This window comes from Streptomyces sp. DH10 (genome assembly GCF_029813805.1).
GTDB lineage: Bacteria > Actinomycetota > Actinomycetes > Streptomycetales > Streptomycetaceae > Streptomyces > Streptomyces coeruleofuscus.
The window spans coordinates 63,161-84,538 of record NZ_JARVKU010000030.1 but is presented as its reverse complement, the minus strand read 5'-3'; the positions used below and the strand labels follow the sequence as shown (position 1 = coordinate 84,538).

General features: G+C 70.2%; 20 protein-coding genes and 3 pseudogenes. 7 read left to right on the top strand and 16 right to left on the bottom strand.

From position 1 onward, the window contains the following. Positions 1–25: 25 nt before the first annotated feature. Positions 26–802 (top strand): class I SAM-dependent methyltransferase, encoded by a 777-nt coding sequence (locus QC385_RS39370; RefSeq protein ID WP_279546216.1) that lies wholly within the window; start codon positions 26–28, stop codon positions 800–802. 34 nt (positions 803–836) lie between these two features. On the opposite strand, the gene QC385_RS39365 is transcribed toward QC385_RS39370, so the two are convergent. From QC385_RS39365 to rpsB, 6 genes are all read right to left on the bottom strand, one after another. After that, the gene (locus tag QC385_RS39365) at positions 837–1,295 is read right to left on the bottom strand and encodes an SRPBCC family protein (protein WP_279546215.1); all 459 of its coding nucleotides are present in this window, start codon (positions 1,293–1,295) and stop codon (positions 837–839) included. 133 nt (positions 1,296–1,428) lie between these two features. After that, positions 1,429–2,604 (bottom strand): phosphatidate cytidylyltransferase, encoded by a 1,176-nt coding sequence (locus tag QC385_RS39360; protein WP_279546214.1) that lies wholly within the window; start codon positions 2,602–2,604, stop codon positions 1,429–1,431. Beyond that, on the bottom strand, positions 2,604–3,161 hold the full coding sequence (gene frr, locus QC385_RS39355) for a ribosome recycling factor (RefSeq protein ID WP_059422066.1): 558 nt from the start codon (positions 3,159–3,161) through the stop codon (positions 2,604–2,606). The genes QC385_RS39360 and frr overlap by 1 nt, the downstream gene beginning before the upstream one ends. 167 nt (positions 3,162–3,328) lie before the next feature. Next, a complete protein-coding gene (pyrH, locus tag QC385_RS39350) occupies positions 3,329–4,087 on the bottom strand; it encodes a UMP kinase (protein ID WP_030852122.1) in 759 nt (252 codons plus the stop codon). Positions 4,088–4,271: 184 nt separating this feature from the next. Beyond that, the gene (gene tsf / locus QC385_RS39345) at positions 4,272–5,108 is read right to left on the bottom strand and encodes a translation elongation factor Ts (protein ID WP_184988768.1); all 837 of its coding nucleotides are present in this window, start codon (positions 5,106–5,108) and stop codon (positions 4,272–4,274) included. Between the two features lie 175 nt (positions 5,109–5,283). Further along, a complete protein-coding gene (gene rpsB / locus QC385_RS39340; RefSeq protein WP_279546212.1) occupies positions 5,284–6,213 on the bottom strand; it encodes a 30S ribosomal protein S2 in 930 nt (309 codons plus the stop codon). Positions 6,214–6,486: 273 nt separating this feature from the next. On the opposite strand from rpsB, the gene QC385_RS39335 reads away from it, so the two are divergent. Continuing rightward, entirely contained in the window at positions 6,487–7,065 is a 579-nt protein-coding gene (locus tag QC385_RS39335) for a M23 family metallopeptidase (RefSeq protein WP_279546211.1), read from the top strand. 127 nt (positions 7,066–7,192) lie between these two features. On the opposite strand, the gene QC385_RS39330 is transcribed toward QC385_RS39335, so the two are convergent. The 3 genes and pseudogenes from QC385_RS39330 to QC385_RS39320 form a co-directional block, all read right to left on the bottom strand. Continuing rightward, positions 7,193–7,732, bottom strand: coding sequence for a TetR/AcrR family transcriptional regulator (locus tag QC385_RS39330; RefSeq protein WP_279546221.1), 540 nt, complete (start codon positions 7,730–7,732; stop codon positions 7,193–7,195). 112 nt (positions 7,733–7,844) lie between these two features. Then, a complete protein-coding gene (gene whiG, locus QC385_RS39325; protein WP_086843182.1) occupies positions 7,845–8,687 on the bottom strand; it encodes an RNA polymerase sigma factor WhiG in 843 nt (280 codons plus the stop codon). Between the two features lie 272 nt (positions 8,688–8,959). Next, positions 8,960–9,460, bottom strand: a pseudogene (locus QC385_RS39320) (DNA-processing protein DprA); the annotation flags it as partial. Positions 9,461–9,565: 105 nt separating this feature from the next. Here QC385_RS39320 and QC385_RS39315 point away from each other — a divergent pair. From QC385_RS39315 to QC385_RS39305, 3 genes are read left to right on the top strand one after another with little or no spacing between them, the layout of a single operon-like run. Further along, positions 9,566–10,723 (top strand): tyrosine-type recombinase/integrase, encoded by a 1,158-nt coding sequence (locus QC385_RS39315; RefSeq protein ID WP_279546210.1) that lies wholly within the window; start codon positions 9,566–9,568, stop codon positions 10,721–10,723. Then, complete coding sequence (locus QC385_RS39310) at positions 10,720–13,188, top strand: tyrosine-type recombinase/integrase (RefSeq protein ID WP_279546209.1); 2,469 nt, start codon at positions 10,720–10,722, stop codon at positions 13,186–13,188. Before QC385_RS39315 ends, QC385_RS39310 begins: the two co-directional genes overlap by 4 nt. Before the next feature lie 2 nt (positions 13,189–13,190). Then, positions 13,191–13,715 (top strand): DUF6262 family protein, encoded by a 525-nt coding sequence (locus QC385_RS39305; RefSeq protein WP_279546208.1) that lies wholly within the window; start codon positions 13,191–13,193, stop codon positions 13,713–13,715. Positions 13,716–13,893: 178 nt separating this feature from the next. Here QC385_RS39305 and QC385_RS39300 read toward each other — a convergent pair whose 3' ends face one another. Next, entirely contained in the window at positions 13,894–14,475 is a 582-nt protein-coding gene (locus QC385_RS39300; protein WP_279546207.1) for a TetR/AcrR family transcriptional regulator, read from the bottom strand. A 114-nt stretch (positions 14,476–14,589) separates the two neighbouring features. On the opposite strand from QC385_RS39300, the gene QC385_RS39295 reads away from it, so the two are divergent. Together QC385_RS39295 and QC385_RS39290 are read left to right on the top strand one after the other, a co-directional pair. Further along, positions 14,590–15,282 (top strand): SDR family oxidoreductase, encoded by a 693-nt coding sequence (locus QC385_RS39295; RefSeq protein ID WP_279546206.1) that lies wholly within the window; start codon positions 14,590–14,592, stop codon positions 15,280–15,282. 139 nt (positions 15,283–15,421) lie between these two features. Then, positions 15,422–16,426 carry an NADP-dependent oxidoreductase gene (locus QC385_RS39290; RefSeq protein WP_279546205.1) on the top strand — a complete coding sequence of 335 codons (1,005 nt, stop codon included), beginning with the start codon at positions 15,422–15,424 and terminating at the stop codon, positions 16,424–16,426. Between the two features lie 486 nt (positions 16,427–16,912). On the opposite strand, the pseudogene QC385_RS39285 reads toward QC385_RS39290, so the two are convergent. From QC385_RS39285 to lepB, 6 genes and pseudogenes are all read right to left on the bottom strand, one after another. Then, a pseudogene (locus tag QC385_RS39285) lies at positions 16,913–17,600 on the bottom strand (DNA-processing protein DprA); the annotation flags it as partial. Next, positions 17,597–19,222, bottom strand: a complete 1,626-nt coding sequence (locus tag QC385_RS39280; protein WP_279546204.1) for a YifB family Mg chelatase-like AAA ATPase — start codon at positions 19,220–19,222, stop codon at positions 17,597–17,599. The pseudogene QC385_RS39285 and the gene QC385_RS39280, both read right to left, overlap by 4 nt. Next, positions 19,222–19,584, bottom strand: coding sequence for a YraN family protein (locus tag QC385_RS39275; protein WP_167537454.1), 363 nt, complete (start codon positions 19,582–19,584; stop codon positions 19,222–19,224). Before QC385_RS39275 ends, QC385_RS39280 begins: the two co-directional genes overlap by 1 nt. Before the next feature lie 107 nt (positions 19,585–19,691). Next, positions 19,692–20,000 (bottom strand): DUF2469 domain-containing protein, encoded by a 309-nt coding sequence (locus tag QC385_RS39270; protein WP_003993268.1) that lies wholly within the window; start codon positions 19,998–20,000, stop codon positions 19,692–19,694. A gap of 56 nt (positions 20,001–20,056) precedes the next feature. Then, positions 20,057–20,580, bottom strand: a pseudogene (locus QC385_RS39265) (NUDIX hydrolase). Then, positions 20,570–21,349, bottom strand: a complete 780-nt coding sequence (gene lepB, locus QC385_RS39260) for a signal peptidase I (RefSeq protein ID WP_279546202.1) — start codon at positions 21,347–21,349, stop codon at positions 20,570–20,572. The pseudogene QC385_RS39265 and the gene lepB overlap by 11 nt, the downstream one beginning before the upstream one ends. Positions 21,350–21,378 lie beyond the last annotated feature (29 nt).

Below are 21,378 nucleotides of genomic sequence, written 5' to 3'. Positions count from 1 at the left end.
AAAGCAGGCGCAGTAATCTCGGGCCATGTCCGAGACATCGGTGGCGCGCTTCTACGACGAGCTGGCTGACGACTACCACCTGATCTATGCGGACTGGGACGCGAGCATCCGTCGGCAGGGGGACGCCCTGGACGCCCTGATCGGTCAAGATCGCGCGGCGGTCCTCGACTGTTCCTGCGGCATCGGCACGCAGGCCATCGGTCTGGCGCTGCGCGGGCACCGGGTCACCGGAACCGACCTCAGCCCCCGCGCCGCCGCCCGCGCTGCCCGTGAGGGCGCCCGCCGAGCCCTGAGCCTGCGCACGGCCGCTGCCGACATGCGACGCCTCCCGTTTCCTGATGGCCGGTTCGACACGGTCGTCTGCGCCGACAACTCGCTGCCTCACCTGCTGACCGAGCAGGATGTGTACGCCGCCCTGGCAGAGATGCGCCGCGTGCTGCGTCCCGAGGGCCTGCTGCTGGTCAGCACACGCCCCTACGACGACCTGCTGCGCGAACGCCCGGCTTCGACGCCTCCTCAAGTCCACAGGAACGGCGACCGCGCCGAGGGCGAAGAACGGACCGTCACCTTCCAGCTCTGGCACTGGCACGACGACGGCGAGCACTACGACCTGGAGCACTTCCAACTTCTTCCGGCAGGCGGCGAATGGCGCGTCCGGGTCCGCCGTACTACTTACTGGGCACTCGGCCGGGACCGGCTGGCCGGCCTCGCAGCCGAGGCCGGGTTCGTCGACCTCGAGTGGCGGATGCCGCAGGAGACAGGCTTTTTCCAGCCGCTGCTCGTGGCCCGCGCCGGTGAGTAGGTGACTCCTCGGCCGGCTTCGCGGCCGGCCCCCTTCAGAGGCCCTGCTCTCCCGTGTGCTCCAGCCGATCCTTGAGGATCTGCTCGTTGCGCGGCAGTTCCTTGCGGACCTGGGGGCGTACGACGAGCGGGACGAGGACCTTGCCGACGCCGTGGCCCTCGAAGTCGACCTCGATCGTCACGTGGGAGCGCCGCCCCTCGTCGAACGGCTCGACCTCGCCGTGCACCCGTGCCCGGACGGGTCCGTCGACACCCCGCATGCCCCAGCTGTGCGGCGGGTCGTATTCCGTGACCTCCATGGTCATCGGCATGACCCGGCGGCCGATGTGCCGGGTGACCCGCATCCGGGAACCGACGCCGACGGGTCCTTCGTCGAGGCGTTCCGCGGACACGGCGCTCAGCTGCCACTCCGGCAGCCGCTGGGTGTCCGTGAGGTAGTCGTAGACGTCCTCGGGACGCCGGTCGACATCAATGGTCTGTCGAATGCTGGACATCATGTCCCCCTTTGCGGCGTACACCTGAATCGTCCCACTTGGTGACGTCGCAGGCACCTCCGCACAACGACAGCGAGCCCCCGCCGGTCATCGGACGGGAGCTCGCCATACGAACTGTAAGAGCCGTGTCGCCTCAGCCGGACCCGACGAAGAGCACGAACAGCAGCCACACCACCGGAGCCGTGGGCAACAGCGAGTCCAGCCGGTCCATGATGCCGCCGTGCCCCGGCAGCAGCGTGCCCATGTCCTTGATGCCGAGGTCCCGCTTGATCATGGACTCGCCGAGGTCGCCGAGCGTGGCGCTGACCGCGACCGCGAGGCCGAGCAGCAGCCCCTGCCACCAGGCACCGCCGTCGATGAGGAACTCCAGGCACAGCGCCCCCGCCACCATGGCGAAGGCGATCGCGCCGAGCAGCCCCTCGCGGGTCTTGCCAGGACTGATGCGCGGGGCGAGCTTGTGGCGGCCGAAGCGCCAGCCGACCGCGTAGGCACCGGTGTCGCTGACGACCGTGAGCAGCAGGAACGTGAGCACCCGCTGCGGCCCGTCGTCCGCCGTCAGCATCATCGCGACGAAGGTCGCCAGGAACGGCACGTAGAACACGGCGAAGACGCCCGCCGTGACGTCCCTGAGGTAGTTCTCGGGCGGCTCCGTCATGCGCCACACCAGTACGGCCAGTGCCGTGAGCGCCATGGCGACCCAGGCGCCCTCGGCGCCCCGGACGTACCCGGCGACGACCATCGCGGCACCGCCGAGCGCGAGCGGAACGAGGGGCGCCCGGATGCCCTTGCGTTCGTCCAGCCGCTTGGTCAGCTCCCAGAGGCCCACCACGACGGCGACCGCGATCACGCCGACGAACACGGCCTTGACGACGAACAGCGACGCGACGATCACCGCGCCCAGCCCGACCCCGACCCCTATCGCGGCACTCAGGTCGCGACCCGCGCTCTTCTTCTGCGGCTTGGGTGCCGGCTCTGCGGCGTCGGGCATGGGCTCCGGATTCGTCTCGTTCCGGACCGGGGAGCCGCTCAGCCGAGCAGTCCCCCGGTCGTCATCCTGGTCTCCGCCGTACGCGGCTACGTCGGGCACGATGGGCATGGGGCGAGTCTGAGGCGCTTCATGCGCATCGTATGCGGGACCCGCCGGAGCGGCCCCCTGGGCGTGCCCATGGCCAGGGCTGTGGACGCGCCCACGGCCAGGGCCTTGGGCGTGCCCAGGGCCAGGGCTCTGGGCGTGCCCATGGCCATGCCCTTGGTCGGTGGGCCCCCAGTACCCGGCCTGCGGCGGCGCCCCCCAGGAAGAGTCGTTCATCAGACCTCGAGCAGCTCCGCTTCCTTGTGCTTCAGGAGCTCGTCCACCTGTGCCACGTACTTGTGGGTGGTGTCGTCGAGCTCCTTCTCCGCACGGCGGCCCTCGTCCTCGCCGATCTCGCCGTCCTTGATCAGCTTGTCGATGGCGTCCTTGGCCTTGCGGCGCACGGAGCGGATGGAGACCTTGGCGTCCTCACCCTTGCTCTTGGCGACCTTGATGTACTCGCGGCGGCGCTCCTCGGTCAGCTCGGGGAACACCACCCGGATGATGTTGCCGTCGTTGCTCGGGTTGACGCCGAGGTCGGAGTCGCGGATCGCCTGCTCGATGTTGCGCAGCGCGCTCTTGTCGAACGGGGTCACCACGGCCATGCGCGGCTCGGGCACCGAGAACGAGGCCAGCTGGTTGATCGGGGTCGGCGCGCCGTAGTAGTCGGCCACGATCTTGTTGAACATCGCCGGGTGCGCACGGCCGGTGCGGATCGCGGCGAAGTCCTCCTTGGCGACCACGACGGCCTTCTCCATCTTCTCCTCGGCCTCGAGGAGGGTCTCTTCGATCACCACTTGCTCCTGCGTGTCTTGAGTAGGCCCGGCTGCGGTTCCATGTGGGGCGGCGGCCGGCTGCGTCGCGTCTTCTTCCTGCACGGTTCCCGACCGGCAGGACATTGTCCATCCCCCGGCCCGGCTCCGTCCCGTCCGTCCCCCGGACGGGGTTGTTCTCGGGGACCTCAGTCCCGGCTGCCGGGGTCCCCCACCAGCGTGCCGATCTTCTCACCCTTGACGGCGCGTCCGATGTTGCCCTCGGCCAGCAGCTCGAAGACCACGATCGGCAGCTTGTTGTCGCGGCACAGCGTCACGGCCGTGGCGTCGGCGACCTTCAGGTCACGGGTGATGACCTCGCCGTAGCCGAGGTGGTCGAACTTCACGGCGTCCGGGTTGGTCTTCGGGTCGGAGTCGTAGACCCCGTCCACGCCGTTCTTGCCCATCAGCAGCGCCTCGGCGTCGATCTCCAGGGCGCGCTGGGCGGCGGTGGTGTCGGTGGAGAAGTACGGCATGCCCATACCGGCACCGAAGATGACCACACGGCCCTTCTCCAGGTGCCGTACGGCGCGCAGCGGGATGTACGGCTCGGCGACCTGGCCCATGGTGATGGCGGTCTGCACCCGGCAGTCCACTCCCACCTTCTCCAGGAAGTCCTGGAGGGCCAGGCAGTTCATGACGGTGCCGAGCATGCCCATGTAGTCGGAGCGGGCCCGGTCCATGCCGCGCTGCTGGAGCTCGGCACCGCGGAAGAAGTTGCCGCCGCCGATGACGATCGCGATCTCCGCGCCGTCGCGTACGACGGCCGCGATCTCGCGGGCGATCTTGTGCACCACGTCGGGGTCGACGCCGAGGCCCCCGCCACCGGAGAAGGCCTCTCCGGACAGCTTCAGCAGAAACCGGCCGCGTACTTTGCCGTCGTCGCTCTTCTGGGCCTTGGTGGTCATGGGGGATCCCGCCTCTTTCACGTGTTGCACATACCAAGAAGGCCATTGCCGGTGGGGCGTGTTTCGCATCCCATACGGCAATGGCCTCCTCGTCAGATCTGCTGTCGCCCGCCACTCGTGTGACGGCGCACGCGGACGACTGCTGTCGACCCTATCGGGGTCGGGCGTCGAGCGCGGTACGGACTCAGATGCCGACCTTGATGCGCGTGAAGCGCTTCAGGGTGACACCGGCCTCGTCCAGGACCTTCTGGACGGACTTCTTGTTGTCGAGCGCGTAGGGCTGGCCGAGCAGCGTGGCGTCCTTGAAGAAGCCGTTGAGGCGACCCTCGACGATCTTCGGCAGGGCGGCCTCGGGCTTGCCCTCGGCGCGGGTGGTCTCCTCGGCGACGCGGCGCTCGGACTCGACGACCTCAGCCGGGACGTCCTCCTTGGAGAGGTACTTCGGCGCGAAGGCGGCGATGTGCTGGGCGACGCCCTTGGCGATCTCCGCGTTCGGCTTGTCCAGCTCGACGAGGACACCGATCTGCGGGGGCAGGTCGGGCATCGTGCGGTGCATGTACGCCGTCACGTAGCCGTCGGCGAACTGCGCGAAGCGGTCCAGGACGATCTTCTCGCCCAGGTTGGCGTTGGCCTCGTCCACGAACGCCTGGACGGTCTTGCCGGCCTCGATCTCGGAGGCGAGCAGGGCCTCGAGGTCGGCCGGCGAGGTCTTGGCGACGTGCTCGGCGATGGCGGTGGCCGCGGCCTGGAACTTCTCGCCCTTGGCGACGAAGTCCGTCTCGCACTTCAGCTCGACGAGGACACCGGAGGAGTTGTCGTCGGCGATGATCGAGACGACGGCACCGTTCTCGGCGGAACGGCCCTCGCGCTTGGCGACGCCCTTCTGGCCCTTGATGCGGAGCGCCTCGACGGCCTTCTCGACGTTGCCCTCGGCCTCGTCCAGCGCCTTCTTGCAGTCCATCATGCCGGCGCCCGTGAGCTCACGGAGCTTCTTGACGTCGGCGGCGGTGTAGTTCGCCATGAGTCTGTGAATCTCTCTCGAAGTCTGGAAGATCGAAGATCTGCGGATGTGCCCCATGGAGCCGGAGCGCGCTGTCCTTCCGCTGACCTACGGGTGAACGGCGGGAGCGGACTTCACCGCGCCGGAGGCGCTATCGGCTTCAGTACCGCTCCCGCCGTCAACTCGGACTGACGGGTCAGGCCTGCTCGGCCTCGGCGGCCTTCTCGCCCTCGGCCGGCTTCTCGGCCTCGGCCTCGGCGGGGACGGCCTCGGCGGCCGGAGCAGCCTCGTCGGCCGGAGCGGCCTCAGCAGCCGGGGCGGCCTCGGCGGCGGGGGCAGCCTCGTCGGCCTTCTTCTCGCCCTCGAGCAGGTCGCGCTCCCACTCGGCGAGCGGCTCGCCCGCGGCCTTCTCGCCCTTGCCCTCGGTGGCGACACCGCTGCGGGCGATGAGGCCCTCGGCGACGGCGTCCGCGATGACGCGGGTGAGCAGGGTGACGGAGCGGATCGCGTCGTCGTTGCCCGGGATCTTGTAGTCGACCTCGTCGGGGTCGCAGTTGGTGTCGAGGATCGCGACGACCGGAATGTTCAGCTTCCGGGCCTCACCAACGGCGATGTGCTCCTTCTTGGTGTCCACGATCCAGACGGCGCTGGGCACCTTCTGCATCTCGCGGATACCACCGAGGGTCTTCTCCAGCTTGGCCTTCTCGCGCGAGAGCACGAGAAGCTCCTTCTTGGTCAGACCGGACGCGGCGACGTCCTCGAAGTCGATCTGCTCGAGCTCCTTGAGGCGCTGCAGACGCTTGTAGACGGTCGAGAAGTTGGTGAGCATGCCGCCCAGCCAGCGCTGGTTGACGTAGGGCATGCCGACGCGGGTGGCCTGCTCGGCGATGGCCTCCTGCGCCTGCTTCTTCGTGCCGACGAACATGACCGTGCCACCGTGGGCGACGGTCTCCTTGACGAACTCGTAGGCGCGGTCGATGTACGACAGCGACTGGAGCAGGTCGATGATGTAGATGCCGTTGCGCTCCGTGAAGATGAAGCGCTTCATCTTCGGGTTCCAACGACGGGTCTGGTGACCGAAGTGGACGCCGCTCTCCAGCAGCTCCCGCATCGTGACGACGGCCATGGCCGTATCTCCTTGTGCTTCTCGGTTGTGCCGCGGATGCCGGACGGCTTCCGCGCCTGACGCCCGCTGCGCGCCGTGCCACGAGGGACCGAGGGGCGCTGATACGGCCCGTTGCCGGGGTGCGTATCGGGGCGTGCGAAGTCGACCCGGTGACCCGGATCGCCACCAGAAGTGTACGGGACCCGCGGGGCACCGGGTGACGCCGTTGTCCACAACCGGACGGCGGTCCACAGCCACGGCCGGTGAGGGGCGGCGGTCCGGGACGCTTTCGGCATGCGAGCGAAGCGATGTGTGCCTGTTTGTACGCGCCTGGTCCTGGTGCTGGCCATGGCGGTGGCCGTCCTGCTGGCCCCTCCGCCGCCCCTGTTCGCGGCGGACGCGCCCCCGGCGGACGTCACCGTGCCGGCGGTCGGCCGCAGCTGGCCCGTCGGCTCACGGCCCCGGGTCCTCCGCGGCTGGGAGCCCCCGGCGACGCCCTACGGCCCGGGCCACCGAGGCGTGGACCTGGCCGCAGCCCCGGGGACGCCGGTACGGGCGGTGGCTGCGGGCCGGGTGTCGTTCGCGGGCCGGGTGGCGGGCAAGGGGGTCGTCTCGGTGGAGCTGACAGGGACGGGGCAACCACCTCTGCGCACGACCTACGAACCGGTGGCGGCGGCGGTGGAGGAGGGCGAGGAGGTGGAACCGGGCGAGGTGATCGGCACGGTGGACGCCACGGGCTCACACTGCGCGGTCACCTGCGTGCACTGGGGCCTGCGCAGAGGCGACACCTACTCGAACCCGCTGTCGCTCCTGCCATCGTGGCTCCTGCACAGGGGACCGTCGAGACTTCTGCCGGTCTACGGCACTACCTAGCTGCGGCCACCGTGCCTCCCCCAGTGCCTTAAGGGCCTGGGAGGTACCCCCAGGGCGGCAAGGGTGGGTGCAGCGGCGCCCCGCTCCGCCGGGCCGCGCACCCACCCGCCCCCGGCATCAACGCCGCTCAGCCCCGCACACCCCGCAGGACCATCGAGACCGCGGCATCGGCAATCGCCCCTGGATCTTCCGCGGCCCCCAGCTCGATCCGCCGCACGGCCGCGTCCACGACCCCCTGCAACAACATCGCCGCCAGCCGTGGCTGTTCGTGCCCCAGCTCACCCAGCGCCTCGACGATCATCGCGACCAGCCCGCCATGGGCCGCCCGGATCTTCTCCCGGGCCCCGGCGTCCAGCTCACTCGCCGAGATCGCCACCACGGCCCGGTGCCGCCGGTCCCCCACCAGCTCCAGCTGCTGCCGCACATACGCCTCGACCTTGGCCTCGGCCGTGTCCGCCCGCTCCATCGCCGCCGACACGTCCGCCGCCCAGACGGGAAAGTCGACCTCGCACAGCTCCTCGACCACGGCCGCCCGTGACCGGAAGTACTCGTAGACGGACGAGCGCGCGAGCCCCGTCCGCTCGGCGAGGGCGGGGAAGGTCAGCGCCTCCGTACCGCCCTCGGACAACAAGGAACGAGCCGCGTCCAGCAGGGCGGCTCGCTGCATCGACCGGTGCTCGGCCACGGAGGCCGCTCGAATCCTTGGCACGTCAACCACTCTACGGACGCGCCAGGCCCGGCGGGAGAGGCTCCCGTCAGGCCGTCGCCTTCCGGCCAGGTCAGCGGCCGAAGCTCGCCAGTTTGGCTCTCAGCTGGAGTACCGACTTGGTGTGGATCTGGCTGACCCGGCTCTCGGTCACGCCCAGCACGTTCCCGATCTCGGCCAGCGTGAGCCCCTCGTAGTAGTACAGCGTGACGACGGTCTTCTCCCGCTCGGGCAGCGTGTTGATCGCCCGCGCGAGGAACCTGCGGAGCTCCCGGTCCTCGGCGACCTCCACGGGGTTGTCGGCGGCGGTGTCCTCCAGCGTGTCCATGACGCTCAGCCCGTCGCCGCCCTCGCCTCCGCCGTGCAGCAGCTCCTCCAGGGCCACCACGTTGGCCAGCGACAACTGGCTGAACACCGCGTGGAGTTCCTCCACCGCGATGCCCATTTCGCCGGCCACCTCGCCCTCCGTCGGCGTCCGCCGCAGCCGCGCCTCCAGCGTGGCGTAGGCGCGCTCCACGTTGCGCGCCTTCTGCCGGACCGACCGGGGGATCCAGTCCAGGGCCCGCAGCTCGTCGATCATCGCGCCCCGGATCCGGGTGATCGCGTACGTCTCGAACTTGATCTCGCGGTCGATGTCGAACTTCTCGATCGCGTCGATCAGTCCGAACACCCCGGACGAGACGAAGTCCGCCTGCTCGACGTTGGACGGCAGGCCCACGCTGACCCGGCCGGCGACGTACTTCACGAGCGGCGAGTAGTGGAGGATCAGCTGCTCCCGCAGCCGCTCGTCACCCGTCGCCTTGTACGACCGCCACAGCTCGTCGAGTGTCGAGGGAGCGGGCGGCCGCACGCTGCCACCGTCACGGGCGGCTGGGGGGATCGCCGCCCGGTCGGACCCGGAGGTGTGCTGGGGCATTCGTCGCCTTGTGCCGTTCTGCTGCGGAGTGGTGCTGCTGGGGTGGGCTGTCTGTCTGATGTCGAGTTGCCTGTCCGTGTCGGGATCCTCGTGAGCGTAGCGTGACTGCGGTGTCGCGGTGCGCGAAGGACGGAGGTCAAGGCGGACGCAGATACGTTCCGAACGGCGTCCCGCCGGGTCGGCGAGCTCGCTCCGTGTGATCACCTGAGAACCCCAACTGGGCGAATTTCCAAGGGATGTCGGGGTTCCCCCGGACGGCCGAACGGGCGTGGTCAGCATGGCCGGGGACCACCGCGGACCGACATCACCGCCTGGCGTGTCAACTTCCAGCCGTCGCCGTGTCGTTCGACGTAACCGAGTGCCCGGAGTTCGTACAGTCGGGCGATGGCGTCGTCCTGTGTCGTCTGTGCGCGGCGCGCGATCTCGTCCGGCCCGGCCGCCCCGCCGCCCGGCAGCGCGGCGAGCACCTGCCGGCTGGCCGGCTCCAGCAGGTCCCGGGGCAGGACCGGGCCGCGCCGCTCGGGGGCCAGCTGTCCGATGTCGCCGACCAGTTCGACGACGTCCGCGGCGTCGGTGACCAGGGCCGCCTCCCCGCGCAGCAACTCGTGCACCCCGGCGGACAGAGCGCTGGTGGCCGGGCCCGGTACGCCCATGGTGTGCCGGCCGAGGCGCTGTGCCGCCCGTGCCGTGACCAGGGAGCCGCTGCGGTGGGCGGCTTCGACGACCACGGTGCCCCGGGTGAGTGCCGCGTTCTTTCGGGGAACGGCCACCGTGGTGTGACGTTGCTCTGACTCCCCTCGTTGAACCTCGCGGCTTCGATCTGTGGGGGTGTGGCTCTGTGGCGGATCGTTGCATTCGCTTCAGCGCAAGGGGTACACATGCGGGCCTTCCCCGTGAAGATGCCGTCCGGTGTTTGCTACTGGACGGTAGTCGACGACGACTTCCACGTAGTTCCGATCGTGGACCGCTGGCTCCGGCACCTTCTGTTCGGTAGATCCCGGGCCGAGTTGACGACGTACGCGTACGCGATCTCCGCCGCCCTCTACCTTCGGTGGTGCCTCAAGACCGGCCGGGACTGGAGGGTGGCGGCCCGGGATCTCGGCCTGTTCGTGGTGTGGTTGAGGCACACGAAGTCGACAGACGGCGACACGCTCCTGCTGGGGCCGGGAGCCAAGCCGGCCCGAGGAGACCGGCGGATCAACAAGGTCCTGTCGGCGGTGCGGGGCCTACTGACCTTCGCCGTGTCGGTCGGTGAAGCACCGTCGACCGTGCTCGGGCAGATCTACGAGATCGCGGACGGGCGGGATCTCCCCGAGGAACTACAGGGCGAGAACGGTCTCGCGATGCGCATCGGGGTTCAACACCGGTTGCAGGAACCCGAGACGGAGGTCGACAGGGCCACCGACGCCGAGGTCGTCGCACTGTTCAAGGCATGCCGAAACGCCCGCGACCGGCTCATCGTGCTGCTGCTGGCCCGCGTCGGGCTCCGCCGGGGCCAGGCCGCTGGCCTGCACCGCTGCGACTGTCATCTGCTGGCGGACGCACGGGCACTCGGTTGCGACGTCCCCGGCCCCCACATCCACGTCGTCCGCCGACGGAACCCCAACCAGGCATGGTCGAAGTCGCGGAAGTCGTGGGTCCAGCCGGTCGACTTCCTCGTGGTTCAGGCTTACGACCAGTACATCGACGAGCGTCACGAACGGCTCGGCACGGGCGGCAGCGACCTTCTGCTCGTGAACGAGTTCCGGGAGCCTCTCGGGGCACCGATGCCGCCCGGCGCGATCAACGAGCTCCTGGAGGAACTCGGACGCAGGGCCGACCTGGACAGGCCGGTCGCTCCCCATATGCTGCGGCACGCTATGGCGGGCAACGCGGCTGACGCCGGCGCTACTGAGGACGAGCTCCAGGCCCTGCTGGGCCACAAGCACCCGAGCTCGCAGCGTCCCTATCGCCACCCCTCCCACGATCGGCTGCGGGAAGCGGTCAGGCGGGTGCCGTCGCCGCGGTCTCTCGTCCACCGAGGCGGCGACCAGTGATCCAGTCTCCCCTCCTTACTCCTGAGCTTCCGGCGGACCCGCGGGAAGCTCAGCTGGTCGACGCACTGGAGCAGTCGTTCCTCAAGCTCGTGAGCTGGGACTGGGGCCACCGCGTCGTCATCTTCCCCACCGACCACTCCGTGCTGGTGGCGCCGCTCTGCGAGGTCGTCGGCTGTGATCACAGGGCCGCCCGCCGGGGCATTCGGCTCTGCAACGGCTGCTACTACCGCTGGAAGCACGACGGCCAGCCCGCGCTGGACGGCTTCGTTCAGCAGCCGCACCAGAATCATCGAGGCATCGGCATCGGTGACTGCGCCGTCGCAGGCCGTCCGCGTCCCTGGCAGGACCGCACGAGCACGCTCTGCGCCACCCACGAGCACCGTCGGAAGGAGATCTTCAAGCTGCCGCTGGAGGAGTTCCTCCAGCACCCGGAGGTCGGGCCCCTGCCGAGCTTCGGCCCGTGTCTGGCGACCTCGTGCTACCGGGACCGGATCGGGCCGCGGACGCTCTACTGCCAGTCCCACGGCAACCGCCTGCGGGTTCTCCAGCGCCAGGGCCCGGTCGACGAGGAACGCTGGCGCCGCACGGTCTCGGCGGTGGCGGTCGGAGGCGAGGTCAGCCTTCGGGGCCTGCCGGCCCTCGTGGTGACCGAGATCCTCTACGGCCTGCAATGCCGCACGGCCAAGGGCGCCAGGACCGGGCCCTACAACGTCAGGCCGGTGGCCGACTTGGCCCGCGCCGAGGAGGTCGGCTCGCTGCTGGAGCTGGCCCACTCCGGGCCGGGGAAGACCGCGCTCCAGGTGCTGAGGATGTTCCAGACGTCCGTACAGCGTCTCGGCCTCACGCCGGAGAGTGAGCGGCTGAAGGACGTCTGGGACCTGACTGCCTTCGGCGGGACCGGCACGCTCGACTTCAGGAAGATCAGCCAGCGGTCCCTGCGCGAGGCCACGAAGGTCTGGTGCTACAACACCTTCCCGAACCGGCGTGGGCAGGGCGTCCGCGGCACTAGTCAGAACGAGATCAACGCGGTTGCCCGGCTCTCCAAGAGCCTTCGACTTCAGCGTGAGGACGGCGGCGAAGTCGTCGCCGCGCTGGGGCGCCAGGACATCGTCAGCTACCTGAACCGGCTCGGATTCCTGGTCGAGGCCGGGAAGATCAGCCGTCACAAGCAGTGCGGCGACGCCCGCATCGTCCGGCGAGTCCTCAACCGCTGGCGCACGCTCGGCCTGACCAGGGCCGGGGAGATCCTTGAGGGCCTGCCTCCGGACTTCGCGCTGAACGCGGAGGACATGCCCGACGACCCCGAGGACAGCGAGGCCGGCAAGGACTTGCCCATCGAGGTGATGCGGCAGCTCTGCGATCAGCTTGACCTGCTGGAACAGGGCAGCTCACGCGAGGTCCGCATCGCCGTCGAGGTCGTCATCGACACCGGGCGGCGGCCGGCCGAGGCTTCCAAGCTCCCCTACGACTGCCTTGAGCGGGACCCCGACGGTTCATGGGTCCTGATTTACGACAACCACAAGGCACAACGGCTGGGACGACGTCTTCCGATCGGGCAGCCCACCGCCGAGCTCATCATCAACCAGCAGGAACGGGTCCGCAGCCGCTTCCCGAGCACGCCGATCGCCGAGCTGGCACTCTTTCCCGCTCAGGTCGCCAACCCCGACGGGACCAAGCCCCTCAACCCCAACACCGTCTCCGGCGCCCATCGGGCCTGGGTCGAGGAACTGCCAGAGTTCGTCATCCCCACCATGGTGGAAGTCGACGGTCAGCCGGTCGTGAAGCTGCTGCCGTTCGACAAGGCCAAGATCTTCCCCTATGCCTACCGGCACTCATACGCCCAGCGACACGCGGACGCCGGCATCCACCCTGACGTGCTGCAACGGCTTATGGATCACCGGCAACTCACCACGACTCAACGCTATTACCGCGTTCGGGACGAACGACGCCGCGAGGCCGTCGACCGGGTCACCGCGATGCAGTTCGACCGACACGGCAACCGGATCTGGCGGGACGTCCACTCGCTTCTCGACTCCGAGCGCGACCGCCGGTCCATCGGCGAGATCAGCGTGCCATTTGGAGTCTGCACGGAGCCGAGCAACGTGGCCGCAGGCGGACACGCCTGCCCCTTGCGCTTTCGCTGCGTGGGCTGCGGCCACTTCCGCACGGACGTCTCCTACCTCCCCGACCTGGAGAACTACCTCTCCGACCTGCTGCGAAGTCGCGAACGGCTCATCAGCACCTTCGAAGCCGACGAGTGGGCACGCTCGGAGGCCATGCCCTCGGACGAGGAGATCCGCCGCGTCCGGCGCCTCATCGCTCGGGTCAAGGAAGAACTCGACGACCTGACCCCGGACGAACAAGCCCAGATCAAGCAGGCTGTCCAGGTCGTCCGCTCCAGCCGCTCCGTGATGCTGGGCATGCCCCGCATCGGCCTGCCCCCCGAAGAACTACGAGGTGCATGATCATGAGCTCCCCGATGATCGAAGGACGGCGGGCCGACTCCGCCCGCCGCCGGGAACGGGTCCTCAAGGCCCTCAACGAAGCGATCAAGCAAGGCGACTCGCTCAGCGTCTCAGCAATCGCACGGCGGGCCGGTGTCGACCGCACGTTCTTCTATCGGCACCGCGACTTGCTGGCCCAGATCCACGCCGCCGAAGCCGCACCCGCGGTCGGGCTGGAGAGCGGTGCCCAGGTGACGCGGGCGTCCTTGCAGGCCGACCTGGCCAACGCGCAGGAGCGCAACGTCCGGCTCACCGCCCGGGTCCGACAACTCGAGGACCGGCTCTCCGAACTCCTCGGTGACCAAGCCTGGAAAGAATCCGGGCTCGGCGCGACGGCGGACATCGAAGAACTCCAGCGCCAGATCGTCCAGCTGGAGCAGACGAACGTGGAACTCACCGGACAGCTCGAAGAACGCCAGGCCGAGCTCGATGCCGCCCGCGGCGCGAACCGCGAACTCACCCGGGCTCTGAACCAAGCGCGCTCTTGATGGCATCGCGAGCTGAGCCTGAGCACGATAGGTGTCGCATTTGCACGACAACTGCCGTAGGGAGCACGGAACTACGCCAGACCGATCAGCCGCGAGCACGGAAGCCTCGGACCCCGCGTCACCTCGCGGGTGCGGCCGGTGCACACACGCCGCGCGGCGCCCGATGCCGGGCCCCCGGTCAGCCGGCTTCCGTCAGGGCCGCGTGCGCGGCGGCGAGGATCTCCTCGGAGAGCGGGGAGCCCTGGGTGGCCCGGGAGAGGAGCAGCGCACCGACCAAGGTGCACAGCCGGACGAGGCCCTCCTCGCCGCCCTCGCCGCCGGGCGCATCGGTGGGGGCGAGGTACGCGGCGAGGTCGGCCACGCCCCGCGCGTAGGTGCGGCGGGCCTCGCCGCCTTCGGGTTCACGCGCGACATCGGCGGCAAGTGCCGCGACCGGGCAGCCGTCCGCCGCGTTGTCGCGGTGTTCCGAGGAGAGGTAGGTGTCGATCAGGTCCCGCTGAGCGGCGTCCCGGCGCCCTCCGTACTGCTCGAAGGGGGCCGCATGGCACCGGACCCATTCATCGATGGCGTGGGCGGTGACCTCGTCGACGAGCGCTTCCTTGGAGGCGAACTGCTTGTAGAAGGCGCCGTGGGTGAGGCCGGCCGCCTTCATGAGATCGGCGACGCTGACGTGGGTGCCCTGCTCCCGGAACAGCCGCGATGCGGTGTCCACCACCCGCCTGCGGTTCTCCTGCGCCTGCGCCTGCGATACGCGGCCCATGGCCACCTCCCGTTGGATGTCGATTGGCATCTATCTTAGCCCTGTGTTTAGATTGTGCTTGCAATCTAATTGACGCGGGTGCTCCGACGGCGCCTGCGAAGGACAGGAGCGAGCATGGAACTCAAGAACGCGGTCGCGGTCGTCACCGGCGCCAACCGGGGCCTCGGGCGGCACCTGGCCGCCCAGCTCGTCGAGCATGGCGCGAAGGTCTACGCGGCGGCCCGGCGTCCCGAGACGGTCGACCTGCCGGGCGTCACCCCGCTGCGCCTCGACGTGACGGACCCGGAGTCGATCCACGAGGCCGCCCGCATCGCGTCGGATGCGACGCTGCTGATCAACAACGCGGGCCTCGCCACCGGCGCGACGCTCATCGGCGGCGACCTGGACGACGTGCACCGCGAGATAATGACCAACTACGTCGGCCCGCTCATCGCGACCCGGGCCTTCGCCCCGGTCATCGAGGGCAACGGCGGCGGCGCCGTGCTCAACGTCCTGTCCGCCCTGTCCTGGTACCACCCGGCCGGCGCCGGCTCCTACGCCGCGTCCAAGGCCGCCGCGTGGGCGATGAGCGACGCGACCCGCGAGGAGCTGGCACCCCGCGGCATCACCGTCTCGGCGCTGCACGTCGCCTACATGGACACCGACATGGCCGCCGGCGTCCCCGCCGACCAGAAGGTCTCCCCCGCCGACGTGGCGGCGCAGGCACTGCTCGGCATCGAGGCGGGCCTGCCCGAGATCCTCGCCGACGAGGTCACCCGGCAGGTCAAGCAGGGCCTGGCCGGCACCCCCGGGCCGGCCGCGGCCTGACGCCCGCCCCGCCCTTCCGTGCCGGCGCGGAATACTCCGGCACGTACGACGCCACAGACCTCCCCCTTACCGGCAGAAGCCCGTAACGGACACACCCCCGTCCCCGCTCGCGCGGGAGACCGAACGAACGGAGACAACAATGAAGGCCTTCATGGTCGAGAAGTACGGCGACCCGACCACGGTGCGCGCCGGGGATGCACCCGACCCCCAGATGGGTGCCGAGGACGTCCTGGTCAGGATCGACGCGGCGAGCGTGAACCCGCTGGACTACAAGATCCGCAAGGGTGAACTGAAGGCGATCGTGCCCTACCGTCTCCCGCTCGTCCTGGGCAACGACTTCGCCGGGACCGTCGTCCGCGTCGGATCGTCCGTCACCCGCTTCTCGGTGGGCGACGAGGTCTACGCGCGGCCCGACAAGGACCGCATCGGCACCTTCGCCGAACGCATCGCCATCCACCAGAACGACCTGGCCCTCAAGCCCGCCACGCTCACCATGACCGAGGCCGCCTCCCTCCCCCTGGTCGCGCTGACCGCCTGGCAGGCCCTGGTCGAGCGGGCGAACGTCCAGCCGGGCCAGAAGGTCCTCATCCACGCGGGCGCCGGCGGCCTGGGATCCATCACCATACAACTGGCCAAGGCACTGGGCGCGTACGTGGCCACCACCGCGAGCACCGCCAAGATCGACCTCGTCAAGGACCTCGGCGCGGACGAAGTCATCGACTACCGCACCCAGGACTTCTCCGAGGTCCTCCACGGTTACGACGTCGTCCTGGACTCCCTCGGCGGCGAGAATCTCACCAAGTCCCTGCGCGTCCTCAAGCCCGGCGGCGTGGCCATCTCCGTCGCGGGCCCGCCCGACCCGGCCACCGGCGTCGAACTCGGCGCGAACGCGGTCATGCGCCTGGGCGTCGCCGTCCTCAGCGCGAAGGTCCGACGCCAGGCCAAGCGCCTCGGCGTCACCTACTCCTTCCTGTTCATGAGGGCCAGCGGCGACCAGCTGCGCGAACTCACCCGCCTCGTCGACGCCGGGAAGATCCGCCCCGTCGTCGACCGGGTCTTCCCCTTCGACGAGACCCTCCAGGCCATGGAGTACGTCGAGAAGGGCCGCGCGAAGGCCGGCAAGGTCGTCATCTCCATGACGTGAACCCAGGGCAACGGCCCTGCCGGACGCCGAGAACGCCGCCCGCCACAACGAGAAGATCCCGCCCCACGCTCCTTTCTCCCACACCAGGACCTGATCACGAACGCACCGTCCAGCTCCCCCACGCCCACCCCGTCGTCGTACAAGAACGCGCCGACCCGCGCCGTGTCCGTGCACGGCGTGGGCGTCGCCTACCGGCAGCACGGTCCGGACGACAACTAGCCTGCGAAGAGTGCGGATCACGTCAGGAACGATGCGAATTCGGCGACAGATGTCGCGCTCAGAGCTTCACGAAAGGGCAGGTCGGGACGGAAGGATGACGACACCTATCGTGCTCAGTCTCACGAGCCCAACCACCGGCTCGTGGCCGCTTCACCCTCACCGGTGATGGCGCAACACCTGTTGCACTGAATAGCATCGGACTCGCCGACGCTGAGCTGCACAAACGCTGAGACGGATGCCTCGCGGCGGCCGTTACCCCGACAGAACTGAGGATCACCCGGTTCCGCAGAATGAACCGGCTCGGTGTCGGGTGATCACCGGGCGGCAACTCACCGATCACCAGTCCCTGTTCTGCGATTCTGCCGATCAGCCGGGTGTGCCCGCGCGGGTAGGGGCGGTCGACGCCGCAGGCGAGGACGGCGACGGTGGCGCCGCCCGCGCCGAGGGCCCCGCGGTGGGCGGCGCCGTCGACTCCGTAGGCGCCGCCCGACACCACGACCCAGCCCTGCTCGGCCAGGCCGGCGGCGAGGATGCCCGCCATGTGCGCCCCGTACTCGGTGCAGGCGCGGGCGCCGACTACGGCCACCGATTTCAGCGCCCACATCCGCAGACTGGCGCGCCCGCGCACCCACAACCCCAGCGGCCGGGCATCCCCGAGGTCGTCGAGCTGCCCCGGCCACTCCGAGTCCCCCGGGCCGACGAACCGCACCCCGGCGTCCCGGGCGACGGCGAGGTCCTTACGCGGCCGAGCCGTCTCGGCCCTGGCCAGCAGGCCCTCCCACCGCTTTCCGCTCATCCCGGCCAGGGGCCGCCCGCCCTCCGCCAGCCGCCGGGCCAGGCCCCGCACCCCGAGCTCCCGCACCCACCGGCCACCGACCTCGTCACCGGGCTCGATGACCCGGGCGAGAAGGACCCGGGCGAGCAGCTCCTCGTCCGGCTCGCCGGCGACGCTCATGTCAGCGCTCCGAGGGCCATGGGGACACCCCTGGGGACACCGGTGCGCAACTGGAGCGCCAGGGCGACGTCCGTCGCGTCGGGCCGGTCGTGGCCGACGAGATCGGCGACGGTCCAGGCCACGCGCAGGACGCGATCGAGGCCGCGGGCGGTCAGGACGCCCCGCTCCAGGTTCCGCTCGGCCTCGTCCATCGCCCCGGGCGCGGCGTACCAGCGGCTGCGCAGCTCACGACCCGGTACCTCGCTGTTCGTGCGCCACGGAGTGCCGGTGAGGCGCTCCGTGGCCCGCTCCCGGGCCGCCCGTACCCGCTGGGCGACCGTCGCGGTGGACTCGCCCCGCGCGCCGGAGGCGGTCAGCTCGGTGCGGGTGACGCGGTCCACCTCGACGCGCAGGTCGACGCGGTCGAGCAGCGGGCCGGAGAGTCTGGCCTGGTAGCGGCGGATCGCCGAGGGCGGGCACTCGCACAGGTCGTCACGCTGCGAGAACCGGCCGCAGGGGCACGGGTTGGCCGCGAGCACCATCAGGAACTTCGCGGGGAAGCGCACCACTCCCGCACTGCGCGCGATGACGACATGCCCCGCCTCCAGCGGCTGGCGCAGGGCGTCCAGGGCATGGCTGCTGAACTCGGGCGTCTCGTCCAAAAAGAGGACTCCCCGGTGGGACAGCGACACCGCTCCGGGCCGCGCGATGCCCGGGCCTCCGCCGACGAGTGCCTGCATGGTGGCCGAGTGGTGCAGGGCGCAGTAGGGGGCGACGTCGATCAGGGGCTTGCCCGGGGGCAGCAGGCCCGCCACCGAGTGGACCGCGGTGACCTCCAGCGACTCCTGCCGGCCGAGCGGGGGCAGGATGGCGGGCAGCCGCTCCGCGAGCATCGTCTTGCCGGCGCCGGGAGGCCCTTCCAGGAAGAGGTGGTGCCCGCCCGCCGCGGCCACCTCCACCGCCGTGCGCGCCGAGATCTGCCCGACGACGTCCGCCAGGTCGTGGCCGGGCTCGTGCTGGGCCGCGCCGACGCTGTGCATGCCCGTGGCGGCGCCCGTGCCGGGCATGCGCAGGCCGGCGAGGAGCGGGTCCGGGCGGCCCTGCTCGTCCGGATCCTCCTCGGGCACGGGTTCGTCGGCCAGGACGGCGATCAGCTGGCGCAGGCTCCGGACGCCCAGTACGGAGACCCCGGGCACCAGGGACGCCTCGGCGGCGGCACACTCCGGCACCACCACCTGCTCGTACCCGGCATCCGCCGCCGCCAGCACCGCCGGCAACACTCCTCTTACCGGCCGCACCCGCCCGTCCAGCCCCAGTTCCCCGATCATCACGATGTCGGCGAGGACCCGGGGGTCGATGCGCTCCGAGGCGCCGAGGACCGCCGCGGCGACGGCCAGGTCGAAGCCGCTGCCGCTCTTGGGGACGGAGGCCGGGCTCAGGCCGACCGTGAGCTTCTTCTGGGGCCAGGCCGCGCCCGAGTTGACGACCGCGGCGCGCACCCGGTCCCGGCTCTCCGTCAGGCTCTTGTCGGGCAGTCCCACCAGCGTGAACGCCGCGACACCCGGCTCCAGGTCGGCCTGGACCTCGACGACCACGCCCTCGACGCCGACCAGCGCCACCGAACACGTACGGGCGAATGCCATCAGGCCACCCCCCGCACGTGCTCGACCACGGCCGCGCCGCGGGCCGGCAGCAGTACCCCCACCACGTCGATGCGGACCCCGCCGGGCGGTGCGCCCCCGTGCGTCTGGATCCACCGCTCGGCGAGGTCCCGCAGCCGCTCCGCCTTCTGCGGGGTCACGGCGGCCATCGGATGCTCGAAGGGGCCTTCCCTGCGGGTCTTCACCTCGCAGACGACCAGGACGTCCCCGTCCCTGGCCACGATGTCGATCTCACCGGTCCGGCCGGAGCGCCAGTTGCGCTCCAGGACCGTCAGTCCGGTCTCCGTCAGCCGCCGGGCCGCCAGGGTCTCTCCGTACCTGCCCATCGCACTGCGTGCGTTCATGTCGGCACCACCTCCGGCGCCAACGATCACGCAGCCGCCCCCACCAAGTGGATCTTGGTGGACAGCTCAGCGGCTGTGGAAAACCCCGTCACCCTCCCGGGTGAACGTCACCCGCTCGGCAGCTCGAGATCGCTCTTGTTCAGCTCCTCGATGTTCACGTCCTTGAACGTGAGGACCCGGACCTGCTTCACGAACCGCGCCGGCCGGTACATGTCCCACACCCAGGCATCCGCCATGGACACCTCGAAGAACACCTCACCCTGGACCGAGTGCACCTGCATCTCGTAGTCGTTGGTCAGGTAGAAGCGCCGCTCGGTCTCGATCACGTATTTGAACAGACCGACGACATCGCGGTACTCCCGGTAGAGCTTCAGCTCCATCTCGGTCTCGTACTTCTCGAGGTCCTCGGCGCTCATGGCATGTTCCCCTTCAGCCGTGCGATCCCACCATTGTGCGCCAGTCCCGTGCGCCCCTAGACGATTTCCTGGTCAAGGATCACGGGCCTGGCCGGGGGACCTTCGTCGAGCAGCGTGCGCAGCAGCCCGGCGAGTCTCGTCGGATACACCGTCTCATGTGCCCGGCAAAGTTCCGGACACGTCCACCAGCGCGCTCCGGCGACGCTGCGCCGCTCCAGCTCGGTCAGCCCGGCGGCCTCGACCACCGTACGGTCCGTACGAGCCAGGAAGTACCACTCATCCTGGTCCCAGCGGCGGCCCGCGAACGGGAAGGAGCACATCCGCCGCCACAGCACCGGGCCGAGCTCGACCTCGGTGATGCCCGTCTCCTCCGCGAGTTCCCGCAAGGCGGCCTCTTCACGGGTCTCGTCGCCCTCCACACCGCCGCCGGGGGTGAACCACCAGTCGTCGGCCGGATCGTCCGCTCGTGCCCGTGCAGCAGCAGGATGCGGTCCTGCGGGTCGAGCAGCACGACCCGGGCAACCTTGCGCAGTCCGCCCTCGTAGCTGTCCTGGCCCGCCCCCACGGCCTCAGCGGACACCCGCGGGCTCCGCGCTCGCCCGCCGGGCCCGGGCCGCGCCCGCGCGCTTGGCGACGGGGCCGTAGGCACCCCCGCCCAGGACGAGCACGGCGCCGGCGATCACCAGGGCGGTGATCGTGCGCAGCGGCCCGGGCGAGGACAGGGCGCCGAGGGCCTCGAAGCCGGTGGGGCGCGCCAGCATGCCGTTCATGGGCCAGACGACGGCGTCCACGCGCGCGTCCACGGCGCCGCGCGCCACCGTGCCGCTGGCGGCGTCGGTCAGGTGGGCGGTGGAGTCCATGGAGCTGCCGCGCTCGTCACCGAGCAGGAACAGGCGCCCCTTGGGGACCTTCACGGTCGGGAAGCCGGTGATCTCCGCCGGTGTGCCGTCGGCCAGGTACGGCTCGTCGATCTCCTTGCCGTTGACCTTCAGCTTGCCGTCCTGGCAGCAGGAGACCGTGTCGCCGCCGACGGCCACCACGCGCTTGACCATCGGCACGTCGCCCCAGGTGGCGTCCTTGAACACGACGACGTCACCGCGGCGCACATCAGCGCCGCCGACGCGCTGCGCCAGCACCCGGTCGCCGGCGTCGATCGTCGGCGTCATCGAGGCGGTGGGCACGGTGTACGGCAGGTAGACCACCGCTCCCCAGGCGAAACCCCCCAGGAACAGCACAAGGCCCAGTGCGACGGCCAGCCCGGACAACCGCTGTCCGGTCCGGCTGCCCACCGGGCCCGAGCCTGTGCCACCGCTGCGCGGGGCCGTGTGCGTCATGCTCTCGCCACCCATGGGTCCGCACCCTACCCGGGGGTACCGAC

Bases quoted from the DNA above. Each gene is read 5' to 3' on its own strand.
- QC385_RS39360 (WP_279546214.1), bottom strand. From the start codon at position 2,604: ATGAACGACTCTTCCTGGGGGGCGCCGCCGCAGGCCGGGTACTGGGGG.
- QC385_RS39365 (WP_279546215.1), bottom strand. From the start codon at position 1,295: ATGTCCAGCATTCGACAGACCATTGATGTCGACCGGCGTCCCGAGGAC.
- whiG (WP_086843182.1), bottom strand. From the start codon at position 8,687: ATGCCCCAGCACACCTCCGGGTCCGACCGGGCGGCGATCCCCCCAGCC.
- rpsB (WP_279546212.1), bottom strand. From the start codon at position 6,213: ATGGCCGTCGTCACGATGCGGGAGCTGCTGGAGAGCGGCGTCCACTTC.
- QC385_RS39295 (WP_279546206.1), top strand. From the start codon at position 14,590: ATGGAACTCAAGAACGCGGTCGCGGTCGTCACCGGCGCCAACCGGGGC.
- QC385_RS39305 (WP_279546208.1), top strand. From the start codon at position 13,191: ATGAGCTCCCCGATGATCGAAGGACGGCGGGCCGACTCCGCCCGCCGC.
- QC385_RS39290 (WP_279546205.1), top strand. From the start codon at position 15,422: ATGAAGGCCTTCATGGTCGAGAAGTACGGCGACCCGACCACGGTGCGC.
- QC385_RS39330 (WP_279546221.1), bottom strand. From the start codon at position 7,732: ATGCAGCGAGCCGCCCTGCTGGACGCGGCTCGTTCCTTGTTGTCCGAG.
- QC385_RS39275 (WP_167537454.1), bottom strand. From the start codon at position 19,584: ATGAACGCACGCAGTGCGATGGGCAGGTACGGAGAGACCCTGGCGGCC.
- QC385_RS39300 (WP_279546207.1), bottom strand. From the start codon at position 14,475: ATGGGCCGCGTATCGCAGGCGCAGGCGCAGGAGAACCGCAGGCGGGTG.
- QC385_RS39335 (WP_279546211.1), top strand. From the start codon at position 6,487: ATGCGAGCGAAGCGATGTGTGCCTGTTTGTACGCGCCTGGTCCTGGTG.
- QC385_RS39370 (WP_279546216.1), top strand. From the start codon at position 26: ATGTCCGAGACATCGGTGGCGCGCTTCTACGACGAGCTGGCTGACGAC.
- tsf (WP_184988768.1), bottom strand. From the start codon at position 5,108: ATGGCGAACTACACCGCCGCCGACGTCAAGAAGCTCCGTGAGCTCACG.
- QC385_RS39270 (WP_003993268.1), bottom strand. From the start codon at position 20,000: ATGAGCGCCGAGGACCTCGAGAAGTACGAGACCGAGATGGAGCTGAAG.
- pyrH (WP_030852122.1), bottom strand. From the start codon at position 4,087: ATGACCACCAAGGCCCAGAAGAGCGACGACGGCAAAGTACGCGGCCGG.
- QC385_RS39280 (WP_279546204.1), bottom strand. From the start codon at position 19,222: ATGGCATTCGCCCGTACGTGTTCGGTGGCGCTGGTCGGCGTCGAGGGC.
- QC385_RS39315 (WP_279546210.1), top strand. From the start codon at position 9,566: ATGCGGGCCTTCCCCGTGAAGATGCCGTCCGGTGTTTGCTACTGGACG.
- lepB (WP_279546202.1), bottom strand. From the start codon at position 21,349: ATGGGTGGCGAGAGCATGACGCACACGGCCCCGCGCAGCGGTGGCACA.